12 protein-coding genes are annotated in these 20,031 nt (G+C 54.6%); 4 read left to right on the forward strand and 8 right to left on the reverse strand.

Annotated features, from left to right (window positions below; genetic code table 11):
• Positions 1 to 159 precede the first annotated feature (159 nt).
• From GSQ94_RS19305 to GSQ94_RS19320, 4 genes are all read right to left on the reverse strand, one after another.
• Positions 160 to 1,392, reverse strand: coding sequence for a M48 family metallopeptidase (locus tag GSQ94_RS19305; protein ID WP_158945489.1), 1,233 nt, complete (start codon positions 1,390 to 1,392; stop codon positions 160 to 162).
• A gap of 101 nt (positions 1,393 to 1,493) precedes the next feature.
• On the reverse strand, positions 1,494 to 1,976 hold the full coding sequence (locus GSQ94_RS19310; RefSeq protein WP_158945490.1) for a type II secretion system protein: 483 nt from the start codon (positions 1,974 to 1,976) through the stop codon (positions 1,494 to 1,496).
• On the reverse strand, positions 1,970 to 2,440 hold the full coding sequence (locus GSQ94_RS19315; RefSeq protein WP_254064000.1) for a type II secretion system protein: 471 nt from the start codon (positions 2,438 to 2,440) through the stop codon (positions 1,970 to 1,972). The genes GSQ94_RS19310 and GSQ94_RS19315 overlap by 7 nt, the downstream gene beginning before the upstream one ends.
• Before the next feature lie 56 nt (positions 2,441 to 2,496).
• Positions 2,497 to 5,064 carry a cohesin domain-containing protein gene (locus GSQ94_RS19320; RefSeq protein ID WP_158945491.1) on the reverse strand — a complete coding sequence of 856 codons (2,568 nt, stop codon included), beginning with the start codon at positions 5,062 to 5,064 and terminating at the stop codon, positions 2,497 to 2,499.
• 210 nt (positions 5,065 to 5,274) lie between these two features.
• Here GSQ94_RS19320 and smpB point away from each other — a divergent pair, with 210 nt between their 5' ends.
• Together smpB and GSQ94_RS19330 are read left to right on the forward strand one after the other, a co-directional pair.
• Entirely contained in the window at positions 5,275 to 5,814 is a 540-nt protein-coding gene (gene smpB, locus GSQ94_RS19325) for an SsrA-binding protein SmpB (RefSeq protein WP_158945492.1), read from the forward strand.
• 63 nt (positions 5,815 to 5,877) lie between these two features.
• Positions 5,878 to 7,434, forward strand: a complete 1,557-nt coding sequence (locus GSQ94_RS19330; RefSeq protein WP_158945493.1) for a leucyl aminopeptidase — start codon at positions 5,878 to 5,880, stop codon at positions 7,432 to 7,434.
• Positions 7,435 to 7,599: 165 nt separating this feature from the next.
• Here GSQ94_RS19330 and GSQ94_RS19335 read toward each other — a convergent pair whose 3' ends face one another.
• Together GSQ94_RS19335 and GSQ94_RS19340 are read right to left on the reverse strand one after the other, a co-directional pair.
• Entirely contained in the window at positions 7,600 to 9,615 is a 2,016-nt protein-coding gene (locus GSQ94_RS19335; protein ID WP_158945494.1) for an arginine--tRNA ligase, read from the reverse strand.
• A 120-nt stretch (positions 9,616 to 9,735) separates the two neighbouring features.
• On the reverse strand, positions 9,736 to 10,752 hold the full coding sequence (locus GSQ94_RS19340) for a lysylphosphatidylglycerol synthase transmembrane domain-containing protein (RefSeq protein WP_158945495.1): 1,017 nt from the start codon (positions 10,750 to 10,752) through the stop codon (positions 9,736 to 9,738).
• A gap of 310 nt (positions 10,753 to 11,062) precedes the next feature.
• Here GSQ94_RS19340 and GSQ94_RS19345 point away from each other — a divergent pair, with 310 nt between their 5' ends.
• Positions 11,063 to 12,667: a hypothetical protein gene (locus tag GSQ94_RS19345; protein ID WP_158945496.1), complete on the forward strand. Its 1,605-nt coding sequence runs from the start codon at positions 11,063 to 11,065 to the stop codon at positions 12,665 to 12,667.
• Positions 12,668 to 12,732: 65 nt separating this feature from the next.
• Here the strand turns inward: GSQ94_RS19345 and bcsA are convergent, their stop codons facing one another.
• Both bcsA and GSQ94_RS19355 read right to left on the reverse strand, forming a co-directional pair.
• Positions 12,733 to 17,274 (reverse strand): UDP-forming cellulose synthase catalytic subunit, encoded by a 4,542-nt coding sequence (gene bcsA / locus GSQ94_RS19350; protein ID WP_158945497.1) that lies wholly within the window; start codon positions 17,272 to 17,274, stop codon positions 12,733 to 12,735.
• Entirely contained in the window at positions 17,271 to 18,491 is a 1,221-nt protein-coding gene (locus tag GSQ94_RS19355) for a cellulose synthase operon protein YhjQ/BcsQ (RefSeq protein ID WP_158945498.1), read from the reverse strand. Before GSQ94_RS19355 ends, bcsA begins: the two co-directional genes overlap by 4 nt.
• A 717-nt stretch (positions 18,492 to 19,208) precedes the next feature.
• On the opposite strand from GSQ94_RS19355, the gene GSQ94_RS21685 reads away from it, so the two are divergent.
• Entirely contained in the window at positions 19,209 to 19,337 is a 129-nt protein-coding gene (locus GSQ94_RS21685; RefSeq protein ID WP_256369988.1) for a hypothetical protein, read from the forward strand.
• Positions 19,338 to 20,031: the final 694 nt, after the last annotated feature.

Below are 20,031 nucleotides of genomic sequence, written 5' to 3' on the forward strand. Positions count from 1 at the left end.
GAGCTCACGGTCGGACTGGTGTGGATTTGCTGAAAGTGAGGAATTGATTGGCGTCCCATCGGCCGAACCCGTTCCTCGCGGGCGGTCACTTCGCTACTTTATACCTTTGTGAGGATCGAATGATTCGGTCCTCCCTTTGGTCACATTCAGGGCCCAGATCTAGTTACGACGGCCCAGGGTTGGACGGTCGTCGGTACTGCTGGCTGGGTTATTAGGATCGTTATTGCCATTACCACTGGCGGTGCGGCGGAGAGTAGGTTTGTTGCCACCCTTGCCATCGGTGATCTTGCGTTTGTTTTCTAGGCGAGCAAGGCGGGCTTTAACGTCGTCGAACTCTGAAGTGGTGACCATGTAGTCAGGACGCGCGGGAAGAATGGTGGCGATCTCCTCTTCGGAGTGGCCTATGCGGTCTGGGGTTTGGGGATGGTCGGCGAAGACTTTGGCAAGCGTGCCCGGTTTATGTTTTTCAAGCGCATCGAGTTTCTCAAAAAACTGTACGAACGCCTGTGGGTCATAGCCGGACTTGTACATGTATTGCACGCCAAGCCAATCAGCTTCGGCTTCGTCCATGCGGGAAAACTGAAGGAAGCTGAGAGGGATAGCCAGTTGTGTTGCCTCGTAAATCCCATACCCAGTCCAGCTTCCCTGGGTGAAGATGATGAGCGGGATTGAGCCGATCTGCGCGTAGTTCATCTTAGTCATCTGACGAGCAGCGTGGTGAGCGCAGACGTGTGCTGTCTCATGGGCCATAACACCAGCTAACTCCGCCTCTTCATCGGCCGCAAGAATGAGGCCCGAGTTGACGTAGAAGAAGCCGCCAGGAAGAGCCATGGCGTTAATCTCATCGGAGTCGATGACCTTGATGGTGAAGGGAACTTTGCAGTCGGAGTTTTTGACGATGTTCTGGCCGACGCGGTTGACGTACTCCACAATCACGGGGTCGTTGACCATGTGAGCGGACTTCTCAATCTCCATGGAGTATTGCTTACCAGTGCGGATCTCCCAGTCAGTGGAGTACCAGTTGGCAAGTCCGCGACCGCCGATGTTGCGTGTTCCTACAGCATTGACATCATCCTCACTACCGGCCTTGATGTTAGTCTTCATGTCTTCGCCTGGGGATGGCAGACGGTCGGTCTTGTTTTCTGCTTTAACCTTATTTGCCGCGTCCTTATTCTCTTTGGGTGTCGCGGTGGGATGGCCGGGAATGGGCTTTTCTGCCGGCACATCCGAGGGGATTGTGTCCGTAACAGGGGTAGTCGACTGAGTTGTGTCTGGGGTTGTCTTGGCCGGGGTCTGCGCTGGCGGTGCCGGAGCTGCAGTCGGACTCTGCGAGTAGGCGGCAACGGAGAGGATAAGGAAAGCGCATAGGCCAAAGTGCGCGACGTAACGCATGGGAGTCTCCTGGTGGGCCGCTTCCCTGTTGACCGGACGCAGCTCGACGTGTCTTAGACCATAGTATGCGCCTTTTGGTGAGCGGAGGCGAGAAGGCGATCCTACCAGGTGGAGTAGGAGGTACCGTCGGAGGCGGTTTGCTGAGCCCCGCTGTGGACATCGTCGATACCGGACTCTGTCTGGTCGAGGCTCGAGAGGGTGTCTTCCTGGACGGGCAGCCACGTATCGGAACGATGCGTAAATGGGTCCACTGGCATGACTTTGATGTACCCGGATTGCACGAGATCATCGAGAGACTGCGGCGCTTTGGCTTTATCGACGGTGTAAGAGTCGATAGCTTGACGGAGGGTATGAAGATCCTCTTTGAGGACAGCCTCCTTGGCATTGCGAATGTTACTGGTGTACGCGGGGATGGCGATCGCAGCGAGAAGGCCAATGACGACCATGACGATCATGAGCTCAAGCAGAGTGAACCCATCGTCCACTGTACCGGGTTGGCTCTGGAGAGAGTGTGTTCCCTCCGATACGCTGCGGAGAGAGAGCCTAGACGGGCTGATGACGCGGTTTGAGCGATTGACTACCATGTGGAGTACTTCGTCCCGTCAAGTGCAGTTCCTGTGCTTTTGCTATGGACGTCAAAGACGTTCTGTCCACCGAAGGAGTCGGAGTCGGTGTCATCCTGATTGGAGCGCATTCCCCAGTCGGTCGTCCCTGTCATTGGATCGATGGGGATGCGACGAAGAAATTTTACCTTCTTCCCTTGAGCAGCCGTTACCTCAACTCCGTCGACGAGGGTTTGGAGGTCGGGAGGATATCCCAGCGAGTCTGCCTTGATCTGGAAGGCTCCTTTATCGGCGGCATCTTTATAGTGGTCAATGGCGTCACGCATCTCCCAAAGGTCGCGGTGGAGTTCGCGTTCCTTAGTTCGTTTGACCTGAAAGCGGGCGATAGGAATCGCAGCGGAGGCAAGGAGTGCAACGATGGCAACACAGATGATGAGTTCTACCAGGGTAAGGCCAGCCTGTGGGGTAAACGGCGGGGAGTCCACAGTTCGATCCCACGTCCAGGAGTTTGGACGTGGGATACCTGAATTGGTACGGCGTCTCACTTGACATGTACCACGGCCTGCGAACCGACGGCCGGAAGATTGGCCTGCGCGCTGTTGAGGGCGCCGACTTTCACGAGGGCGAGGGAAGAATCTCCAGGAGCTACAGCCTTGAAGGTAAGAATACAGAGGTTCCCTGTCCCGCTGACCCCGGCTGTATTTGGCGGACGAATGGAAGAGATAGCGACGAGACCCTTGTCTTCACGGTGCACGAGTGAAACGGGTTGGCCGTCTTTACCAAGAAAGTCCCCCGCATCGACGTTTACAAGCTGGAGAAGAGCCGGATTGAACTGGAGCTGTAACGGCACAGAGAAGACGTCGCGTCCGTTGCCAAGCATCACAGCGACCTGAAAGGTACTGCCGACAGCTTGATTAGACTCTGGCGGTACTACGGTAAAGCTGACGGGAGGACCACCGGCGTTGGGCGCTGGGGCTTGCGTTGTAGATGGTTGAGCTGCAGGGGTATCGGCCCCAGGAAGATAAGAAGCAGGAGCACCGCCGGGCTGCGCCTGCTGGCTGAGCTGTTGCACCATGGCGCTGGCCGCGTTGGCCGCGCTGGTAGGGGAGCCGGGGGTTCGAGGCTTATTGGCGTATACAGGCTCTGAGTTACTGTCGTCAGCGGAGACATCGCGACGCAATTCGATCGACTGGCCTGTGCCTGTATCAATGGCCCGAAGGTTGGTACGGGTGAGGACAGATTCACGGACGATGTGCGGAATGATGATGAAGACAATCTCAGTCTTGTCGTTGACTTTGTCGCGCGAGCTGAAAAAGTACTTCAGGAGCGGAAGTTCTCCTATACCTGGGGTGCCGTTGATATTGAGACTATCCGACTTTGTAATGATGCCGGCGAGAAGACTGGGTTCGCCATCTTTTAGCGTGATGACCTGTTCCGAGGTACGTTGGCCGATGACCGGCTCGGTCACACCGCTAATTGTTTGGTCAGAGATATGCGAGAGCACCTCAATCTTCATCTTAAGGGTTACCTCGCGGTCGTAGTGGACCGTTGGCGTCATGTCGATGTTAACGCCGATATCAAGATAGGTGAACTGGGTCTGCACTCCGATGCTGGCGACACCTGTAGAAACGCCCGCGTTGTAAGAGCCGGTAGCGACAGGGATCCTGGATCCAATCTTCATAGTCGCGCGCTGACCGTCAGTAGCCCGGATGCTGGGATTCTGCAGAACACGGGTGTCGACATCGCTGAGCAGCGCATTAAGTGTGCCTCCAGTGATTCCCACGGCGAAGTTATTTGCATTGAGGTGTGCCAGAGAGTTGAGAGTGAAGTTTGAGGTGGTGTTGGAGGCGGCGCTGCCCGCTGCTGCGCTGCTGCCGCTCGCCGCAGTGTTTGGGTTGGCCTGGGGTGTAAGGCTGATGGAGGTGGGAAGCGTAATACCTAGATTGCGTTCGACATTTTTGTTGACTTCAAGTACGGCGACATCGACAACCACTTCAGGACGGGCGCGATCGAGGTCGTTCAAAAGTTTCTGCGCGAGAAGCAGCTGGTCGGGGGTCGCTCGCATGACGATAGCGTTCTGGCTGGGAACGAGATAGATCTTGACGCTCGGATCGAGCAGGTTGCGGATTGCGATAACGACTTCGTTTGCGTCGTTCTGCTGACTTGCATTCGTAAGATAGAAGGTCTGGACGGCCTGCTCGTCGAGGTCCGTGCGCTTGGTGCGGGAGTTGGTGGCGACAAAGATCGTATTCGAGGTAATGGGCTTGTAGAAGGTGCCGGAAATCGTTCCGACGATACGAAGGGCATCCGACAGGGTGACGTTGGTGAGATCGACAGGAATGCGTTTTGAGCTGTAGTCAGGATCGAACAAGACATTGAGGCCGGCTGCTTTGCCGATAGCCTCATAGATCACTTTGACATCCTCTACCATGTGGAGGGTGATGGGATCGTTCGAGACGGGCTTGAGTTCCACCGGACCAGAGATGGAACTGATCGTGCTCAGAGTCTCATTCTGCCGTGACATCTGCTCCTTGGCCTGCGGCGTGTTGTCGTGAGTCTGCTTCTGTAGCTCCTGAATAGCATCGATCTCCTGCTGTGCGCTCTGGTTGCTGGAGTCGATTTGGAGGGCGCGGGTGTACTGAGCAAGGGCGCCGTTGAGATCCCCGTTTTGACGGAGAACGCGGCCGCGGTCGACGTGGGTCACCGACGCCTGATACCTCATATGCTCGAAGTGTTCTTGGAATCTCAGGTCTTTGGGCTTTTTGAGAACAGCGTTGTGGTAGTCCTCGTAGGCCGCGTCAAAGTCCTGACGTGCCTCTGCGTCGACGCCGCGCTTATCCCACTTAGCAGCTGACTGGGCACACGCAGTTGCTGCGCTGAAGCCCGCTACGCCGCACAGAAGCAAAGCTGGGAGCGCGTGACGGAGAGATGTCGATAGTTTGTTGATTGATTTGTACCCGCGACCCATGCTGCTTCCGTTTTCGTCCTTTACACCGTGAAGAGTATGGCGTTTGCCGGAGATAACGCCCGCCGGGAAGATTTTTTCGGCTTCGGCGCTCCTTGTAACGACCGTGCTTTCCCCGCTTCTGCGCTCGGGTGAGTATAGCATTCGCTCCAATATCGACCTCGTCAAAAACAGATAGGAACCGTGGATGGTCCGCGGTCGTTTCGCATCACGGCTCGCGGCTGTCAGATTAGTCGGACTCAAGCCTATATAAGTTTTTAGGCAGTTGAGTTTTCTGGTTAGACGCACGCAACGTTGCCGGGTGAGGAGCCTGCATGAACCTAAAGTTGCAGGCATGTTAAAGTAAGAGATTGCATGGCTCGTTCTATGTCCATTACGACTGCAGCTCACCAGCCGAAACCGGCGGTAAAGGAGAAGGACCGCGATCCGGTGGCGGCGGGCAAGAGAGATGCTGCTTTTAACCGATCTGCAAGCTTTAACTACTTTTTGACAGACAAGTTTGAGGCGGGCGTTGCCTTGCGGGGGACCGAGGTTAAATCGATTCGCGAAGGCAAGGCCAATCTGAAAGATGCCTATGGATTGCTGAAGGACGGCGAGTGTTTTCTGCTGAATGCACACATTGGACCGTTCTCCCATGGGAATGCTATGAATCACGATTCCCTGCGGACGCGTAAGTTGCTGCTGCATAAGAGCGAGGTTCGCAAACTCGAGGGTATGACGAAGCAGAAGGGATTTACGCTGATCCCGACACGACTTTATTTTCGGAATGGTCGCGTGAAGTGCGAGATTGCTCTGGCAAAGGGCAAGCAGGAGTATGACAAGCGCGCCACCGAACGCAAGCGCGAGGCCGATAACGAAGCCAAGGCCGCAGTTGCTAGAAGCCAACGAAATTAGTTCTACTTTCGTTGCACTGTGACTTTCGAAATGATCAACATGCAGCCGGGTTACGATAGACGCATGGATACTAAGCTAAATTTTCAGGATGCTGCCGGTTTCCAGACACCCCTGCTGGCAGTATTTGTCGTGGATATCGCTATCGGCAAGGATGCGGAGCCTTTGTTGGTTTTGTTGACAACTTCGGACGCGGTGACAGGGGCGGCGGCGAAGGTGCTGGCGTCGGGTGAGTTCAAAGCAACTTTGGGAGAAACGCTGCTACTGCATGCTCCCAACGGGCTAAAGGCTGAACGGCTGTTACTGGTGGGTTTGGGAAAGGCCAAGGGGCTCTCAGTCGACGAGGTTCGAAAGGGTGCCGGGACTGCGGTTCGTGCAGCCAAACCGCTCGGAGTAAGAGAGCTGGCGATCGCGTTTCCTGAAGACCATGCACTGGATGACGAACACCTCGAGACACTGCCCTGCGCACTGCTGTCGCGGGTGCTTATCGAGGGAGCGGAGCTGGCGGAACTAGATTGGGACACCTATCGAAGCGAACGGAAAGACCGGTCGGTACGGGTACTCTCGGTGATCGCCAAAGACGTCGAGAAGTCGACCAGAGCCGAGATTCAGGAAGGTTTCGATGCGGGCCTGATAGTGGCTGCAGCGCAAAACTTTACGCGGTCGTTGGTAAATGAGCCAGGAAACATACTGACACCAACAGAACTTGGCAAACGTGCTGCTGCAATGTGCGCGGAGATGGGGTTGAAGTGCGAGGTACATTCGACCGCAAAGTTGCTCGAATTGAAGATGGGTGCGTTTGCTGCAGTAGCTCAGGGCTCTGAGCAGCCTCCGGCGCTGATAGTGATGACCTATGAGCCGCAGCTGGCTAAGGGCGAGACGCTAGCAAAAGACGCTCCAGTACTGGGTCTGGTAGGCAAAGGGATTACGTTTGATACCGGAGGAATCTCGATAAAGCCCGGCGATGGCATGGAGAAGATGAAGTATGACATGGCTGGCGCGGGCGCGATGATCGGCGCGATGAGGGCCATCTCACAGCTGAAACCTAAGGTGAAGGTGATCGGCGTAGTATGTTCTGCAGAAAATATGCCGGATGGTAAGGCATATCGGCCAGGTGACGTCGTGACAGCAATGTCAGGTAAGACAATCGAGGTAATCAATACAGATGCCGAGGGCCGATTGGTGTTGGCGGACGGACTGCACTACGCAAAGACACTAGGTTGTACTCACCTGATCGACGCGGCTACCCTGACAGGAGCTTGCGTAGTGGCTCTGGGAACTTTGAATGCCGGTTTGTTTTCGAACGATGAAGAGACCTGGCAGAAGTTCATGGCTTCTACAGCAATATCGGGCGAAAAGTTTTGGCGGCTTCCCTGCACCGATGACTACAAGGATCAGATCAAGAGTTCGATCGCAGATATGAGAAATACTGGCGCTAATCGGTGGGGCGGCGCAATCTCGGCGGCGATGTTTCTCAAGGAGTTTGTCGGCGAGACCCCATGGTTGCACTTGGATATCGCAGGGTGCGCCTGGAACGACGAGAGTAGACCTTGGATTGCGAATGGACCAAGTGGTATTGCCGTACGTTCGATTTTGGAGTGGGTATGGAGCTACTCGGACTAAATCGCTTGCAGCAAGACAGACGAGGCCTCCAAATGGAGGCCTCGTCTTGTTTAAGCTGCCGGAAGCGTAAAAGCAGAACGCTGCGGTCTCTGCGAGGGGAAACTTACAGCTTTTCGCAAACTTTGCTCCTGGCGCATTCGCCCAGATCAACTGGGCTCCCGTCTTTTACATAACCGGTGGAGCTTCGATGCCTAGGAAGTTGAGTGCCCGAGTCATCTCGCGCTGTGCTACGGCTGCAGTAGCCAAAAGTAACGCCTTGCGAGTTGGATCGGTTTCGTTAAGGACATGGTGGCGGTGGTAGAAGTTATTGAATTGCTGGGCTAGTTGGAAGGCATACTTTGCAAGATAGGCTGGCTCAGCAGTAGCGATGCACTGTTCGATAAGCAACGTGAGCTTTGAGGCGAGAAGCCAGGTCTCCCACAGACTGCTTCCCTCCTCGCCGTCGAGGATATTGGAAAGATCAAGCGTGGCAACAGAAGCAAGGGATTCGGCTCCCGTTGTATTGGCTTTACGAAAGATGTTGGCAGCTCGGACGATTGCGTATTGCACATAAGGTCCTGTTTCGCCTTCGAAGCTGAGAGCATCTTTGAAATCAAACGCTATGACTGTGTTGCGCGTGAATCGGAGCATGAAGTAGCGAAGCGCACCCACCGCAATCTGGGTAGCGATGGCGACGCGCTCGGCGGGATCAATCTCAGGATGGCGGGTATCGACCTCGGCCTTCGCGGCCGCGATGAGCTGATCGAGAAGATCGTCAGCCTTGACGCCAAAGCCTTTGCGTCCACTAACTTCTATATAAGATTTGGCCCTGTCTTCATCACTAATGACATAGCCGAGATCGATGGCACAACGAGGAGTGAGTGCCACCATCTCGTAACTGAAGTGAGTGTAATGGTCCGCAGCTTCGGTATAGCCCATACCTCGGAGAGCCGCAATCACATTGTTCTGCGGATCGTTCTGGCGTGAGTCGATGACGTTATAAATAGCATCTGCTTTGCCAAAGGTGGGATGCGGATCTTGACCATCAACTGTGGAGATCCAGCAGGTGTGGTCGGGGTACTCATGAAATCCTGCATAACCAAAATCTTTTCCGGGAAGGAGTCCGAACTTCCAGAGATGATAGGCAATATCTTTGCCGACATAGGTTACGGTGCCGTTAGAACGGACTATCACTTTCGCGTCTTCATCGGGCAGATTAGTGTCTTCGGTAGCGATCTCTTCTGCACTGCCTGCGCGGCGCATGACGTAACAACCTTTATTCTTCCCTGTGGTTTCGAGATAAAGAACGCCTTTTTCCAGCATGAGTTCGCGGGCGGCATCCCAGAAGTGGAGAGAGAGAATCTCGCTCTCGCGGGGAAGGAAGTCGTATTCGATGCTGAGGCGTTGCATGGTTTCGAGGTGACGACGCAAGACTGCGGTGGATATGAGATCAGCAATCTCAGCCGTGTCATTGTTGCCTGTCTCTAGAGAATGGAGTGTGTCAAGACGGATTTGTTTACGAGCGGCAATTTGAGCCGGATCTGCGGTATACCATTGTGAGACACGAGCGTAGAGATCCCAACAATAGTAATCAATGCGCTGATTGGTCTCCATAAGTTCGGTGAGCAATTCGCGAGTGCTGGAGAGATCTTTGCCCTCCAGGTGAACCAGACCGACGACTATATCCGCAACCTGAACACCAGTGTTGTCAATATAGTTTTGTACTCCCACTGCATAGCCCGTCTTAAAAGCGTCGGGGCGGAGCAGCCGCTGGAAGGTATCGCCTAAAATAGCGTTGCGCAGATGGCCGATGTGGGCGGCTTTGTTAGGGTTGATACTTGTGTGTTCAACAAGACGGAAGCCGGGACCACCTATGTCTGCGTGCTGGTCTGCAGCAATGCGGCGAATAGTAGAGGCTCGGTCGAGGCGGATATTGAGATAGCCCGCCCCAGCTACTTCGACGCTGGCGACACCTTCGAGTTCCGGTAAGACGGTAGTAAGCTCAGAGGCAAGCTCGGCTGCGATCGCACGAGGGGCCTTGCGGAGACGTTTGGCGAGCTCAAAAGCTACGGGAAGGGCCAATTCACCAAGAGCAATACTGGGTGGCTGCTCGACCGCAAGGTGAGCGAGCGTGACGTCATATTTCGCGAGAAGGATGGCTTGGATGCGAGCCATCAAGGACTGCTGAATTGTGCGGTACATGCTTGTGGGTCACCACTTTGGAAGATAGGTTCAGTTTACTAGAGGCGTTGAAGCGTATTTCTGGTGGAGTGACCTGCAGCCTCTATCTTTGTTCGGCTTTGGCAGAACATCGGGGAAAGACTAGGGCATTTCGACGGGTAGATCTTCGATCTCTTCGAGAAGGGGTTTGTGATTATGAATACGCACACGGTGCAGCAGGAAGATGACGCCCCCCGCGCCTGTGACGGAAAGAAGCATCCAGGCATGGATAGCGAGGCCGAAGACTGCGGCCTGAGCCATGGTGGCACCATGGTTTACGAGTGAGGTTTTAACGGCAAGCTCGAAGGGACCAATCGCTCCAGGAGAACTTGGAATCAGGTAAGACAAATTTGCGAACGAGACGGCAAGCCACGCAGCAATCCCATCCACGGTGAGACCAAGCAGACGAATGGCAGAGAGGAAGATCATCCCCTCGCAAGTCCAGATGATGGTCGTTTGGAGCAAAAGAAGCAGTGAGCCCGTGATGCCAAGCCGGCCAGTGGCGTCCAAGGCCAGGGTGATCCAGTGTTCAACTTTCTTCAGTAGCGGACTGTCTGGGAGACGAGCAAAGAGCCGCTGGACTGGCTCCTGCAAACTACGCGCGGCCGCTAGTAGGATCAGCAGTCCAACGGTTGAAATGACGAGAGAGATATTGGCAATCAGCCGGAGGCGCGCTGTGGCAATACTGCCTACCGTAGAGACAAACATCAGCACAAGGATGAAGATGTCGAGAAGTTTTTCAATGATGACGGTGCTGAGGATGACGGACGGCGAGGTACCGAGGTCGTCTGCATAGGTAAAGATGCGCATGATATCGCCGATCCGCAAAGGCAGAATGTTGTTGGCGGCAAGCGAGGTCATGAGAACACGGGCGCATACGGCAAAGTGATCGCGGAGAGTGCGTCCGTTGCGAGGCATCATCTGACTCCACCGAACACACCGCAAGGTGTAGCTCGCAACCGTGAAGCAAAGTACACCTAGTAGCCATACCGGATGAGCCACACGGAGGGCAAGGATCTGGTTGAACGAGATTCCCCGAAAGGTATACCAAAGAAAAAAAGCGCTGATAAGCAGGCCCGGGATGGTCTTCAGCAGGCTGCGGCTATTGGTGGCATTCATGAAGGCAACCAACAACGCAGGGTGCGATGGACTGTTTCACGGGAGTCTAGGAAATAATGGGAACGATAAAGCATGCAACTTTGATTGTATCTTCTGCGTGTTGCTTTGCCCTGTTCGTTGTCATGGGCTCACGGCGATCAACTTGGAAAAATGCAGCTCGAAAACAACCTGGAAAAATCTCTTATGTTCGCTTGAGGCGGTGGAAGTGAGACTCCAGGGTAATTTGACCGTCTAATACGTTGATATTCTAAAGCTACGTCAGACTGACATAGTATTCCGGAGCTATCACCGAGGCAGGAGCAACAGATAGTTGGCTACTTTAATTGCATCACATCCCACCTCGGTAAAGTTTGACCTGGAAAAGTATCGGCATGAGCGACGCCTTGCCGCGGCGCTTGTAACAGGACTGACTTTCTTCGCGCTACTCATACATGGTTATCATCCATATGCCGAGGATGGCGGTATCTACTTGCCCGAGATCAAAAAGCTGCTCGATCCTGGGCTATATCCGTCTGGTACCGGGTTTGTAGTAGGTCACCTTGCATATTCTTTTTTCGCACAACTGATAGCTGGACTAGTTCGCAAGTCTCACCTAAGTCTGGGGTTGGTGTTGCTGCTGGTTTATCTGGCGAGCATCTGGATGACGCTCTTTGCAGCATGGCTGCTGGCGGCTCGCTGCTATCGATCGCGTGAGGCTAGAAGCGGCGCAGTGACTCTACTGGCAGTGTGGCTGACGATACCCATTGCAGGAACCTCCCTGATGTTGATGGATCCTTACGTGACGGCACGTAGTCTTTCAACTCCTTGTGCTCTGTTAGCCATGGTAGGGATACTGCAGTATCTGTTACCTCGATTTGAGAGTGATGGGGAGACGTGGGAACGACGGCGTGGATTAGTTCTTTGTGGTGGAGCGCTTGTGGCGGGTGGGACGATGCACCCTCTGATGTCCGCATACGCACTCGGATCTGTTTTGCTACTGATCACGGCTATGTCGTGGATCCGACAGGTGCGAGTATGGGGGACCATCGGATTGTGCCTGACAGCACTGGTAATATCGGCAATAGTGCAAAGAGCAGCTCCGGCAGAGAGCATTGCCTACAAAATGGTAATGATGACGCGAAGCTACTGGTTCCTCAGCCAATGGCATTGGTACGAGTGGGCTGGACTCATTGGACCGCTGCTTATTTTGTCGATCGTTGTCACGAAAAGAGCCTACGAAGATGAGGCTCCACGCGTGGGCCTGGCTCACGTTGCCATAGCGTCAGGCATAACGGCGATGGCCGTCGCGGTCCTTTTTGCGCGAATGGGGGCGCCAGTGCACCAGGTTGCGAGGTTGCAGCCTCTACGAATCTTTCAACTGGTGTACATAGTAATGATTCTGGCTGCCGGAGCAGCCTTGGGAGAGTGGGCTTTGCGGCGCCGCGCGTGGCGCTGGATTGCAGCGTTTTCTCTGCTGGCGACAGTAATGTTCCTGGTAAATCGAGAGACGTTTCCTGCTTCCAAGCACCTTGAGCTTCCGGACGCTCTGTCGTGGGACCGAGCGAGCGGAAATAACTACTGGGAGCAAGCGTTTGTATGGGTTCGAGATAACACCCCAAAGAACGCCATCATCGCACTCGATGCGTATTACACGGTTAAGGATGGGGAGGACGCACAGAACTTCCGCGCTATTGGCGAGAGGAGTTCTGTACCCGACTCCAAAGATGGTGGAACCGCAACCAACCGACCTGCATTGGCGGAGGCTTGGGCACAGGGAATGGCGCTGCAGACAGGAATCGACAAAAGGTCCGATCCCACGCGCTTTACTGCGTTGAAATCCGTTGGTGCAACATGGGTAATTCTGGAGCGTGGTGCATCGGTTGGGTTCGGCTGCGTTTATGAGAATAAAACTGTAAAGGTATGCCGCCTGCCCTGAAAAGAAAGCCAAGCGGCAGCAAGTCTTAAGCTTCTTCTAAAAGTTAGTCTCCCTCGGTTCCGGTCCTAATTGCTTCCCTGTAAACGGGCGCGGGCGCGTCGGCGCAATGCCGATCGAAGGATGACGGAGAGAAGAAAACAGGAGACCAGGGTGGAGATCACCATCAGCCATTGGTAGTCCGAAAAAAGCATGTTGAGCTGAAGCCACAGCGAAAGTGATCCCACCCTGTAAACATCGTTGCCTATGCGATAAGAGGAAAAGCGGGAGCCATGCAGAACGCTGACCGACTGAGAGATGTCCGAGGACTGAGACGTCTGGAGGAAGGCAGAGATAAAGTTAGAAATGACGCTTTTCTCACGAAGGGTAATCACGACGACGGACTGTTTTGATCCACTGGGCCACTCGACACCTTCGATGAGCGCATCAGGAATGCTGCCAGCAATCTCGAGTTGGCCGGACTGGACCCGGTCTGCGCTGCGTACCTTCCACCAGGCATGCTGCAGTTGCGCAAAGAAGTCCTGGGTGTCCTGGATATGGAGACCACTGCCATCGACACTGACAGGTAGCGATGGATTAAGCCGGTTGATCGCAGCTTGATCGTCAACTGTACCAAGAACGAGGTAGTCTTTGTGAATCTCGGGCTTCATTCCATCCGCATTAATGACGGAGACGTTGAGAACGGGATAGCCGGTCTGAGCGCTGAAGTGACCCATCAGAGTAAGGAACATCTCGATCTCCTCACCGCTCGGAACATTGGGTAATACCACTGCTGTGTCGGAGAGATCGGCTTTGCGCGTAAAAGGGTAGCCGGCGTTGGCAAAGATCTCTAAATTTGGCAGAACAGCTAAGTGAGGAATGCCCTTGAGGTCAAGAAAGGAGTCTTTCAGGATCGAGCCTTGCAAATTAGAAGGTGCTGCACCAGGGCAATCATCCTTTTTTGCAAGCTGAAAGAGAAATCGCAGCAGGATTGAGTTCGAGAAGGGCCGCAGATCTGAGACTGGAAATGGAATAATGCGCGCAGGTGCTGGTTTATCGCTATGCGATAACGGAGACGAATTGACATAAGAATCATTCAGGTAGACCTGAAGAGAGCTTTCGTCCGAGAGAGGGATACCGTTGTAGCGATACTCAAGGTGGAAACCAAGATTCTGCCGCGCGCCGTAGAAAAGATCAGGAGGCAATCGCATGGAGATGGCAACCGGGTCGGAGCCATTCGTCTGAAGGTTACTTGTCTGAACAAGGTCACCGATAGGGATGTTCTTATCCGTTCTGAGCCAACGCGGTGCGTCGTCGGCTTCGCGGGGAGCAGGAGTTGTCAAGCTTGGGATACGAATCCGGTCTCCAAGGAACAAATCGCGCTGAAGCACAAGCGCCAAGGCCGCATTGAGAACGTCGCCATCCGTCTCTCCCGTGAGGATAAGAACCTTTGAGTAAGGATCCGAAGGATTCGGCCGCATGACAATGGTGGGCCCAGCAATAGAGTTAATCTGGAGCGAGGCAGGCAGAACGGCGCCACTCTGGCTGAAGACAACGACGTTGCCCTTGGGGATGGCGCCGATTGTGACCGGGAAGCGAACAGGGTGTGAGTCGGTGAGAACGCCGAACCATGAGGCTACTACTGCGGCAGCCTGTAGGATTTTGGGTGAGGGCTGGCTCAAAAAAACTATCGGAATGACTGGCCGGAGATTCACCATGGAGTCATAGAATGGCGCGGGGAGGAGCTTGAGATCATCCCGCAAATGGGTAAGGTTTCCTGCAAATTCGATAGTCGAGTTGTTGTCGATGTGGGCCCAAAGAGTAGAGTGCGTTGGGTCTTCGCACTGCGAGGCGTAGTGTCCGACAAACTCAAAAGTAAGTCTGTTATCGCGTGCCAGAGTATCGACTGGAAGAACTACGGTTGATTCAAGGAGGTCGCTGTTTTGATTCGAGACAATATTGCCTTGTGATGCGTTCGGTTGAACTGTGTCCGAGGTTTTGCTCTCAACAGCAAGAGTTGCGAACAAGGTACCGTTAAGGCTGACCTTGAGATGGCTGACTGATGGAATCAAGCCGGGAGAAAAATGGTAACGAAGGTGTATTGTCGCCGTCTTTACTGTTTGGTTCTGTGGCAACGAGAAGTGGATCGTGTTGAAGTCATCCATGCCCTGCATCACAATGGTTTGGCGAACTCCGAGTTCTGAAAGCGAGACGGTGTTATCGAAAGTACTGGGTGCAGCCGGAGCCTCCTGTAACGTTAAACTATTGCTGGGGAGCAACTTCGTCTGCGGCGCTGGCTTGATCGGCGCCGTCTTTTGACCAACTCCTGCAGCTTTGGTTTCTTCAGGAGTCGAGGCTTGAGCCAATAGGAGAGAAGAACTCAAAAGGAGGGCCAACCCAAGAAGCGGAACGACGCTGGGGGAAAGCTTTCCTTTCGGCGAGCGTTCCCTCACCCCTGTCCCAAGTCGAAATGTCTGAACAAGACCATGAGCAGAGAGCTGGATGATGCGGCCAAGACTGGCCAATGGCTTATCTGCTTCGTGGGCTTCTCCCCATCCTAACCAGGTGTCAGCACGGGAGTAGAGGACCATGGTGAGGGCTTCCTCTTCTCGAAGAGTCAGCGGATCGAATCGCACGCGGAGTACATTGCCGTCAATGCCTACGAGTGTTGCTGGCAAGGTAGCGTTGCCGTCGAGAACCGGCAGCGTTAGCTTAACCGCTTCGCCAGTGCGGGCAGAGAAGGCTCGCTCGATGCGGATCATGAGGCCACCGCTGGACATGTCGCTGGTGACGCCACGAACGATCATCCCATTAGCGAGTTGCACGTCGGCCGGAACAGACATCGGAAGACGCACGGACTGACGCCGCTGACGGCTCTCCCAGGCAACGGAGGTGGCAACGCCAAGAATCACCATGTTGAAGCATGCCCACAGCAGGTTCATCAGAATAGTGCCAGGATGGCTGCCGTCGTAGAGGTCCGCAATGAAATGAAGAGGCGAGGGCGTCCCGGCTCCGGGAAACTGAAAGAACCGGGGGACGGCACAGAAGATGCCTAGAGCGTTAATCGCTATCAGGAAGAGGAAAGGTTGGGCAACACGGGAGTCGAAGAATCTTCGTGTTACTACACCGCCCTTGGCAGTCACATCGAAGCTGCCAGCCTTCGGAGCGATAACAGCGAACAACGTGGGAAGAAGGATATAGGGTGCAAGGACTGTCTCATAAATCTGATTCCAGAAAGAGTGTCGATGTTGACCTTGGATGCGAGAGTTGGCGATGTTCGCAAGAACTAGATGCGGGAGCGCATAGGCGAAGATAAGTACCCAGTAGCCGGGTAGGTTGACGTGTCCAAAAATGAGATAGACGAGCGGCGCAGTAAGAAAGATAAGACGCGGCAGAGCGTAAAGAAAATGCGTCATCGCATTGAAGTAACAGAGCCGCTGTGCCGCGCTGAGTCCCCGGATGAAGAGCGGGTTGTCGATGCGCAGGATCTGGACCATCCCGCGAGCCCAGCGGATACGCTGTCGAATGTGGCCGCTTAGACGTTCGGTCGCAAGACCTGCTGCCTGTGGAATGTTAATGTACGCTGTGTTCCAACCCTTTGACTGCATGCGAAGTGAAGTGTGTGCATCTTCGGTTACGGTCTCAGTCGCAATGCCGCCGATCTCGTCCAGCGCGGAGCGGCGGAGAATCGCGCAGGATCCGCAAAAGAACGTCGCGTTCCAGAAGTCGTTACCATCCTGAACAATCCCGTTGAAGAGCTCTCCCTCGTTAGGGATTGTGCGGAACTGGTCAAGATTCCGCTCGAAGGGATCAGGAGAATAAAAGTGGTGCGGGGTCTGCAGCATGCCGAGCTTTTTGTCGCGTAAAAACCAGCCCATGGTGACCTGCAGAAAGCTTCGCGTGGGGACATGATCACAGTCGAAGATAGCGACATAGGGAGCCTCAAGATGTGCGAGAGCGTGATTAATGTTGCCAGCCTTCGCGTGTTTGTTGTCATCTCGCGTCATATAGCCGATGCAGGCTTCTTCCGCGAACTGACGAAACTCTTCACGCTTACCGTCGTCAAGGAGATAAACATTAAGTCGGGCAGCCGGCCAGTCGATGTTCATCGCCGCAAGTGCCGTGTACTTGACTACATTAAGCGGCTCGTTATATGTGGGGATAAGTAGATCGATCGCCGGCCATTGGCTCACTTGGTCAGGCAGCGAGACAGGGGTGCGTCGCAGCGGCCAGAGCGTTTGCAGATAACCGAGAAAGAGAACGACGAAGGCGTAGATCTCGGCGAAGAGCAGAAGACAGATAAAGAAGCCGTCTAGGAAACTCCAGGTCGAACCCGGATCCATGAAGAATTTGAGTGTGGTAGAAACTCTCCAAAAGCCGTAGCGAAAAGTGGAAAACATCGAGGCCAGCATCAAAGTCAACGTAACGAGGTAGGAACCGGAACTACGGTCCATCCAAATGACCAGCGCGATGGTAAGGATGCCCAGAACGATCTGCTGGGGCCACGTGAGTTCCAGAATGCCGGTGAACGCTAGTAAAAATACCCCACAGAAAAGGATGAGAAAACGAAGAGCTTTGTAGAAGAGTGCATTACCTGACTGTACCTGTTCAAAGAGAGGCGACGACCTCATCGCTCGCTCCAGCGAACGTTGCGGAAGCCTGCAGTAGCTGGTGCAGCGACGGTGCGAAGCCATGTGGCGAGGTTAAGGTAGTCTTCGGCGACAGGTGCATCTGGCGCATAGTCCACTACGGTCATGCCTTCTGCCAAAGCTTCGCTTACGGACTGCGCTCGACGAATGACAAAGGGAAGGAGGCGATCTCCTAACTGCCGACGCATGACCTCGCGAACGTCGAGGTGCAGCGGCAACGAAGTATCGAACTGATTAAGCACGTAGAAAGGTTGAAGAGGACGCCCATCGCCATCATTGACACCGCTGAAGAACTTCTCAACGGTCTGCAAGCTGATGACGGAGTTCATGTCCGGTGCGACAGGAACGAGAATTGTCGGGCTCATCCGCGACATGCGACTAACAATCCAACTTGAACCTACGGTGAGATCGAGGAGAATCCGATGCGCTCCGCGGCCATTGCTGATGATCTCTTCCGCAAGAAGTTCCTGTGCCTCATCAGCTGTCTGCTTCTGGTCTACATCGTAACTGACCAGGTAGATCGGCGCGTCGGTGCTTCCGCTAGGAGGAGAAAATGTCCGGACAGTGCCATGACGCAGTTCACTGGCACCAAAGTAGAACGGCAGAAGACCGTGCGAAGTAGTATCGGTGAGCAGAACCTTCTCTCCCATCGAGGAGAGTGCCCGTCCAACCGTTGCGACGAGACTGGTTTTACCGACTCCACCTGCGAGAGAGAAGACGGCAAGGACCGGTGTACGAGTCTCTTTCTGACGTACTGGTGCTGCCTCTGGCTGATCATGCCCGGGGTGCTCAAAAACTCCTTTAAGGGCATACCAGCGAGCAGCAACACGCTCCCTGGAGTGCTGGAGGGTATCGGCCACGGACGATTGGGAAGCCGAAGAAGGCGAAACAAGAGACTTAGCGGCGGTGGGTTGAACCGGTGCAGCATACAGCCACGCTGGACCAGCCGGATCTGACTGGAAGGCAGGTCGCGCAGAGGCCAGCGGAGCAGGCTCAGGCGAAGACTCCCCAGAGTTACGGAGAGAGAGATCAGGGGGGGGATGCGGCTGTTGATAATCGAAGTCGTCCTGCGCACGCCGGCCACGAGTGGAATCGGAGGGTACCAACGCCTGTGAGAACGGAGAGACAGGCCTCGAAGAAGTAGAAGAGGCGTGTGGCGTAGAGCGAAAGGTTCCCGACAGCCTGGGAGGAGTAGGCATTGCTGGGGAAATACTCGCCGAAGAGTCCCGAATGGGATCGAGTGGCAAATCACTACTAACGCCAGAGCGATCTTTCGCGAAGGGGACTCGAGACTCTGGATTTGTTGCAGAGCTTGCGAGCAATGAATCTTTCGGTGGCATCCGGGATTCAGCATGCGGATACGGGTCGGTGCGACGCTGACCCAATAAGGAAGTCCCATCGCTAGCGCTGGAAAACGAACGCGGCAACGCTGCGGACTGTTCGGAGGCCGGCTTCATTTCAGGGGGTGCGACAGTTCCAGGCACGGCACGGTTCTGGGGTGAACTCAAATGTCTGGTTGAATCAGAGGTAGTGTACTCGGCTTGAGAGTCATCAGGGCCGCGGTAAATCTGACGGACGCCTGATGCATCGTCGGGCCGGTATCCTTGCGGACGGCGCGGTGTCATATTTTTTTGGACGAAGACACGCCGCTCAGGCTCTATGGAAGAAGGTGGAGCGGATTCTTTATGATCACTGCTCAAGGGCGGTTCCTGGGATGAAATGATCGGCTGCCGAGGGTCGGTCTCAAAATTAGAGCGCAAGATCGGCTCTGAAGGTGTCAGCACACGTGCCTGAGAATTAGAATTATAAGGGTCAGAGATTTGGCCGGGTAGCTCCGACCCAGAACGTTGATCGTTGACAGTTCTGCGGCGGATCTCTGAGTCGGCATACCTGGCAGCCTGTCTTTGAGCGGAGGCATGGGCTTCTGCAATCTCACGCTCTTCCCGTCGGGCAGCAGCTTCGGCAACCGCGGCAGCCTCGGCCCGGCGGGCAGCTTCGACCCGTTCAGCAGCAGCCGTGCGAGCGGCTTCATCAGCATCGCGTAGTGCACGTCTTCGTACGGATTCGGACTCTTCAGACATATGGTTTAGAGCAGCCTTCGATGCGTGGCGAGCCGCAGCCTCTGCGGATAGAGCAGCGTCTTCCGCCTCGGCCTGCGCCAGCAAAGCTTGCTCCTTGACCTGCTCTGCGGCGCGATGCCGAAGTTGTGCACGATACTCGCGACGCGACGCGGAAAAATCGCGATACTTCGCGCCGTGAAGATTTGCCCAAGAGTAAAGTACAGCAACATCTTCAGGGGTTTCGTCTGCTGAAAGATCCTCAATTTTGTCGGTGATCTTACCTGTACCGCGAGAGTCCATAGCTCTTGGTCCTAAGTATTCCATCGTGCTACTTCTTTTTAGTTTGAACTGCGCCGGTTCGCTGCCAGCTCAAAAAGACCATTGCACCTGTTCCTATGCAATAACCTGAGGCTACTGTGGGTGCCACTTCAAGTCAATGAAACCGTCGTGCGACTTAAGTGTAAGAATTCAATGGGACGCAGCTTCGCGATCATAGGTCAATCCAAGAGGAGCGCATCGCGGTTCCACTCAAGATGAGATGCTGTTCTGGATGACGACGCGCGATGGTCAGTGAAGGTAACAGCTTGCGCTGGCATGGTTTGAAGGCTATTGGTCATCGCCTAAATGTGCTAACTTGGTATTGTGGTCTGAGAGCGTAGCTCAGTTGGTAGAGCATCGC

The sequence above is a fragment of the Granulicella sp. S190 genome, assembly GCF_009766095.1.
Lineage (GTDB): Bacteria > Acidobacteriota > Terriglobia > Terriglobales > Acidobacteriaceae > Edaphobacter.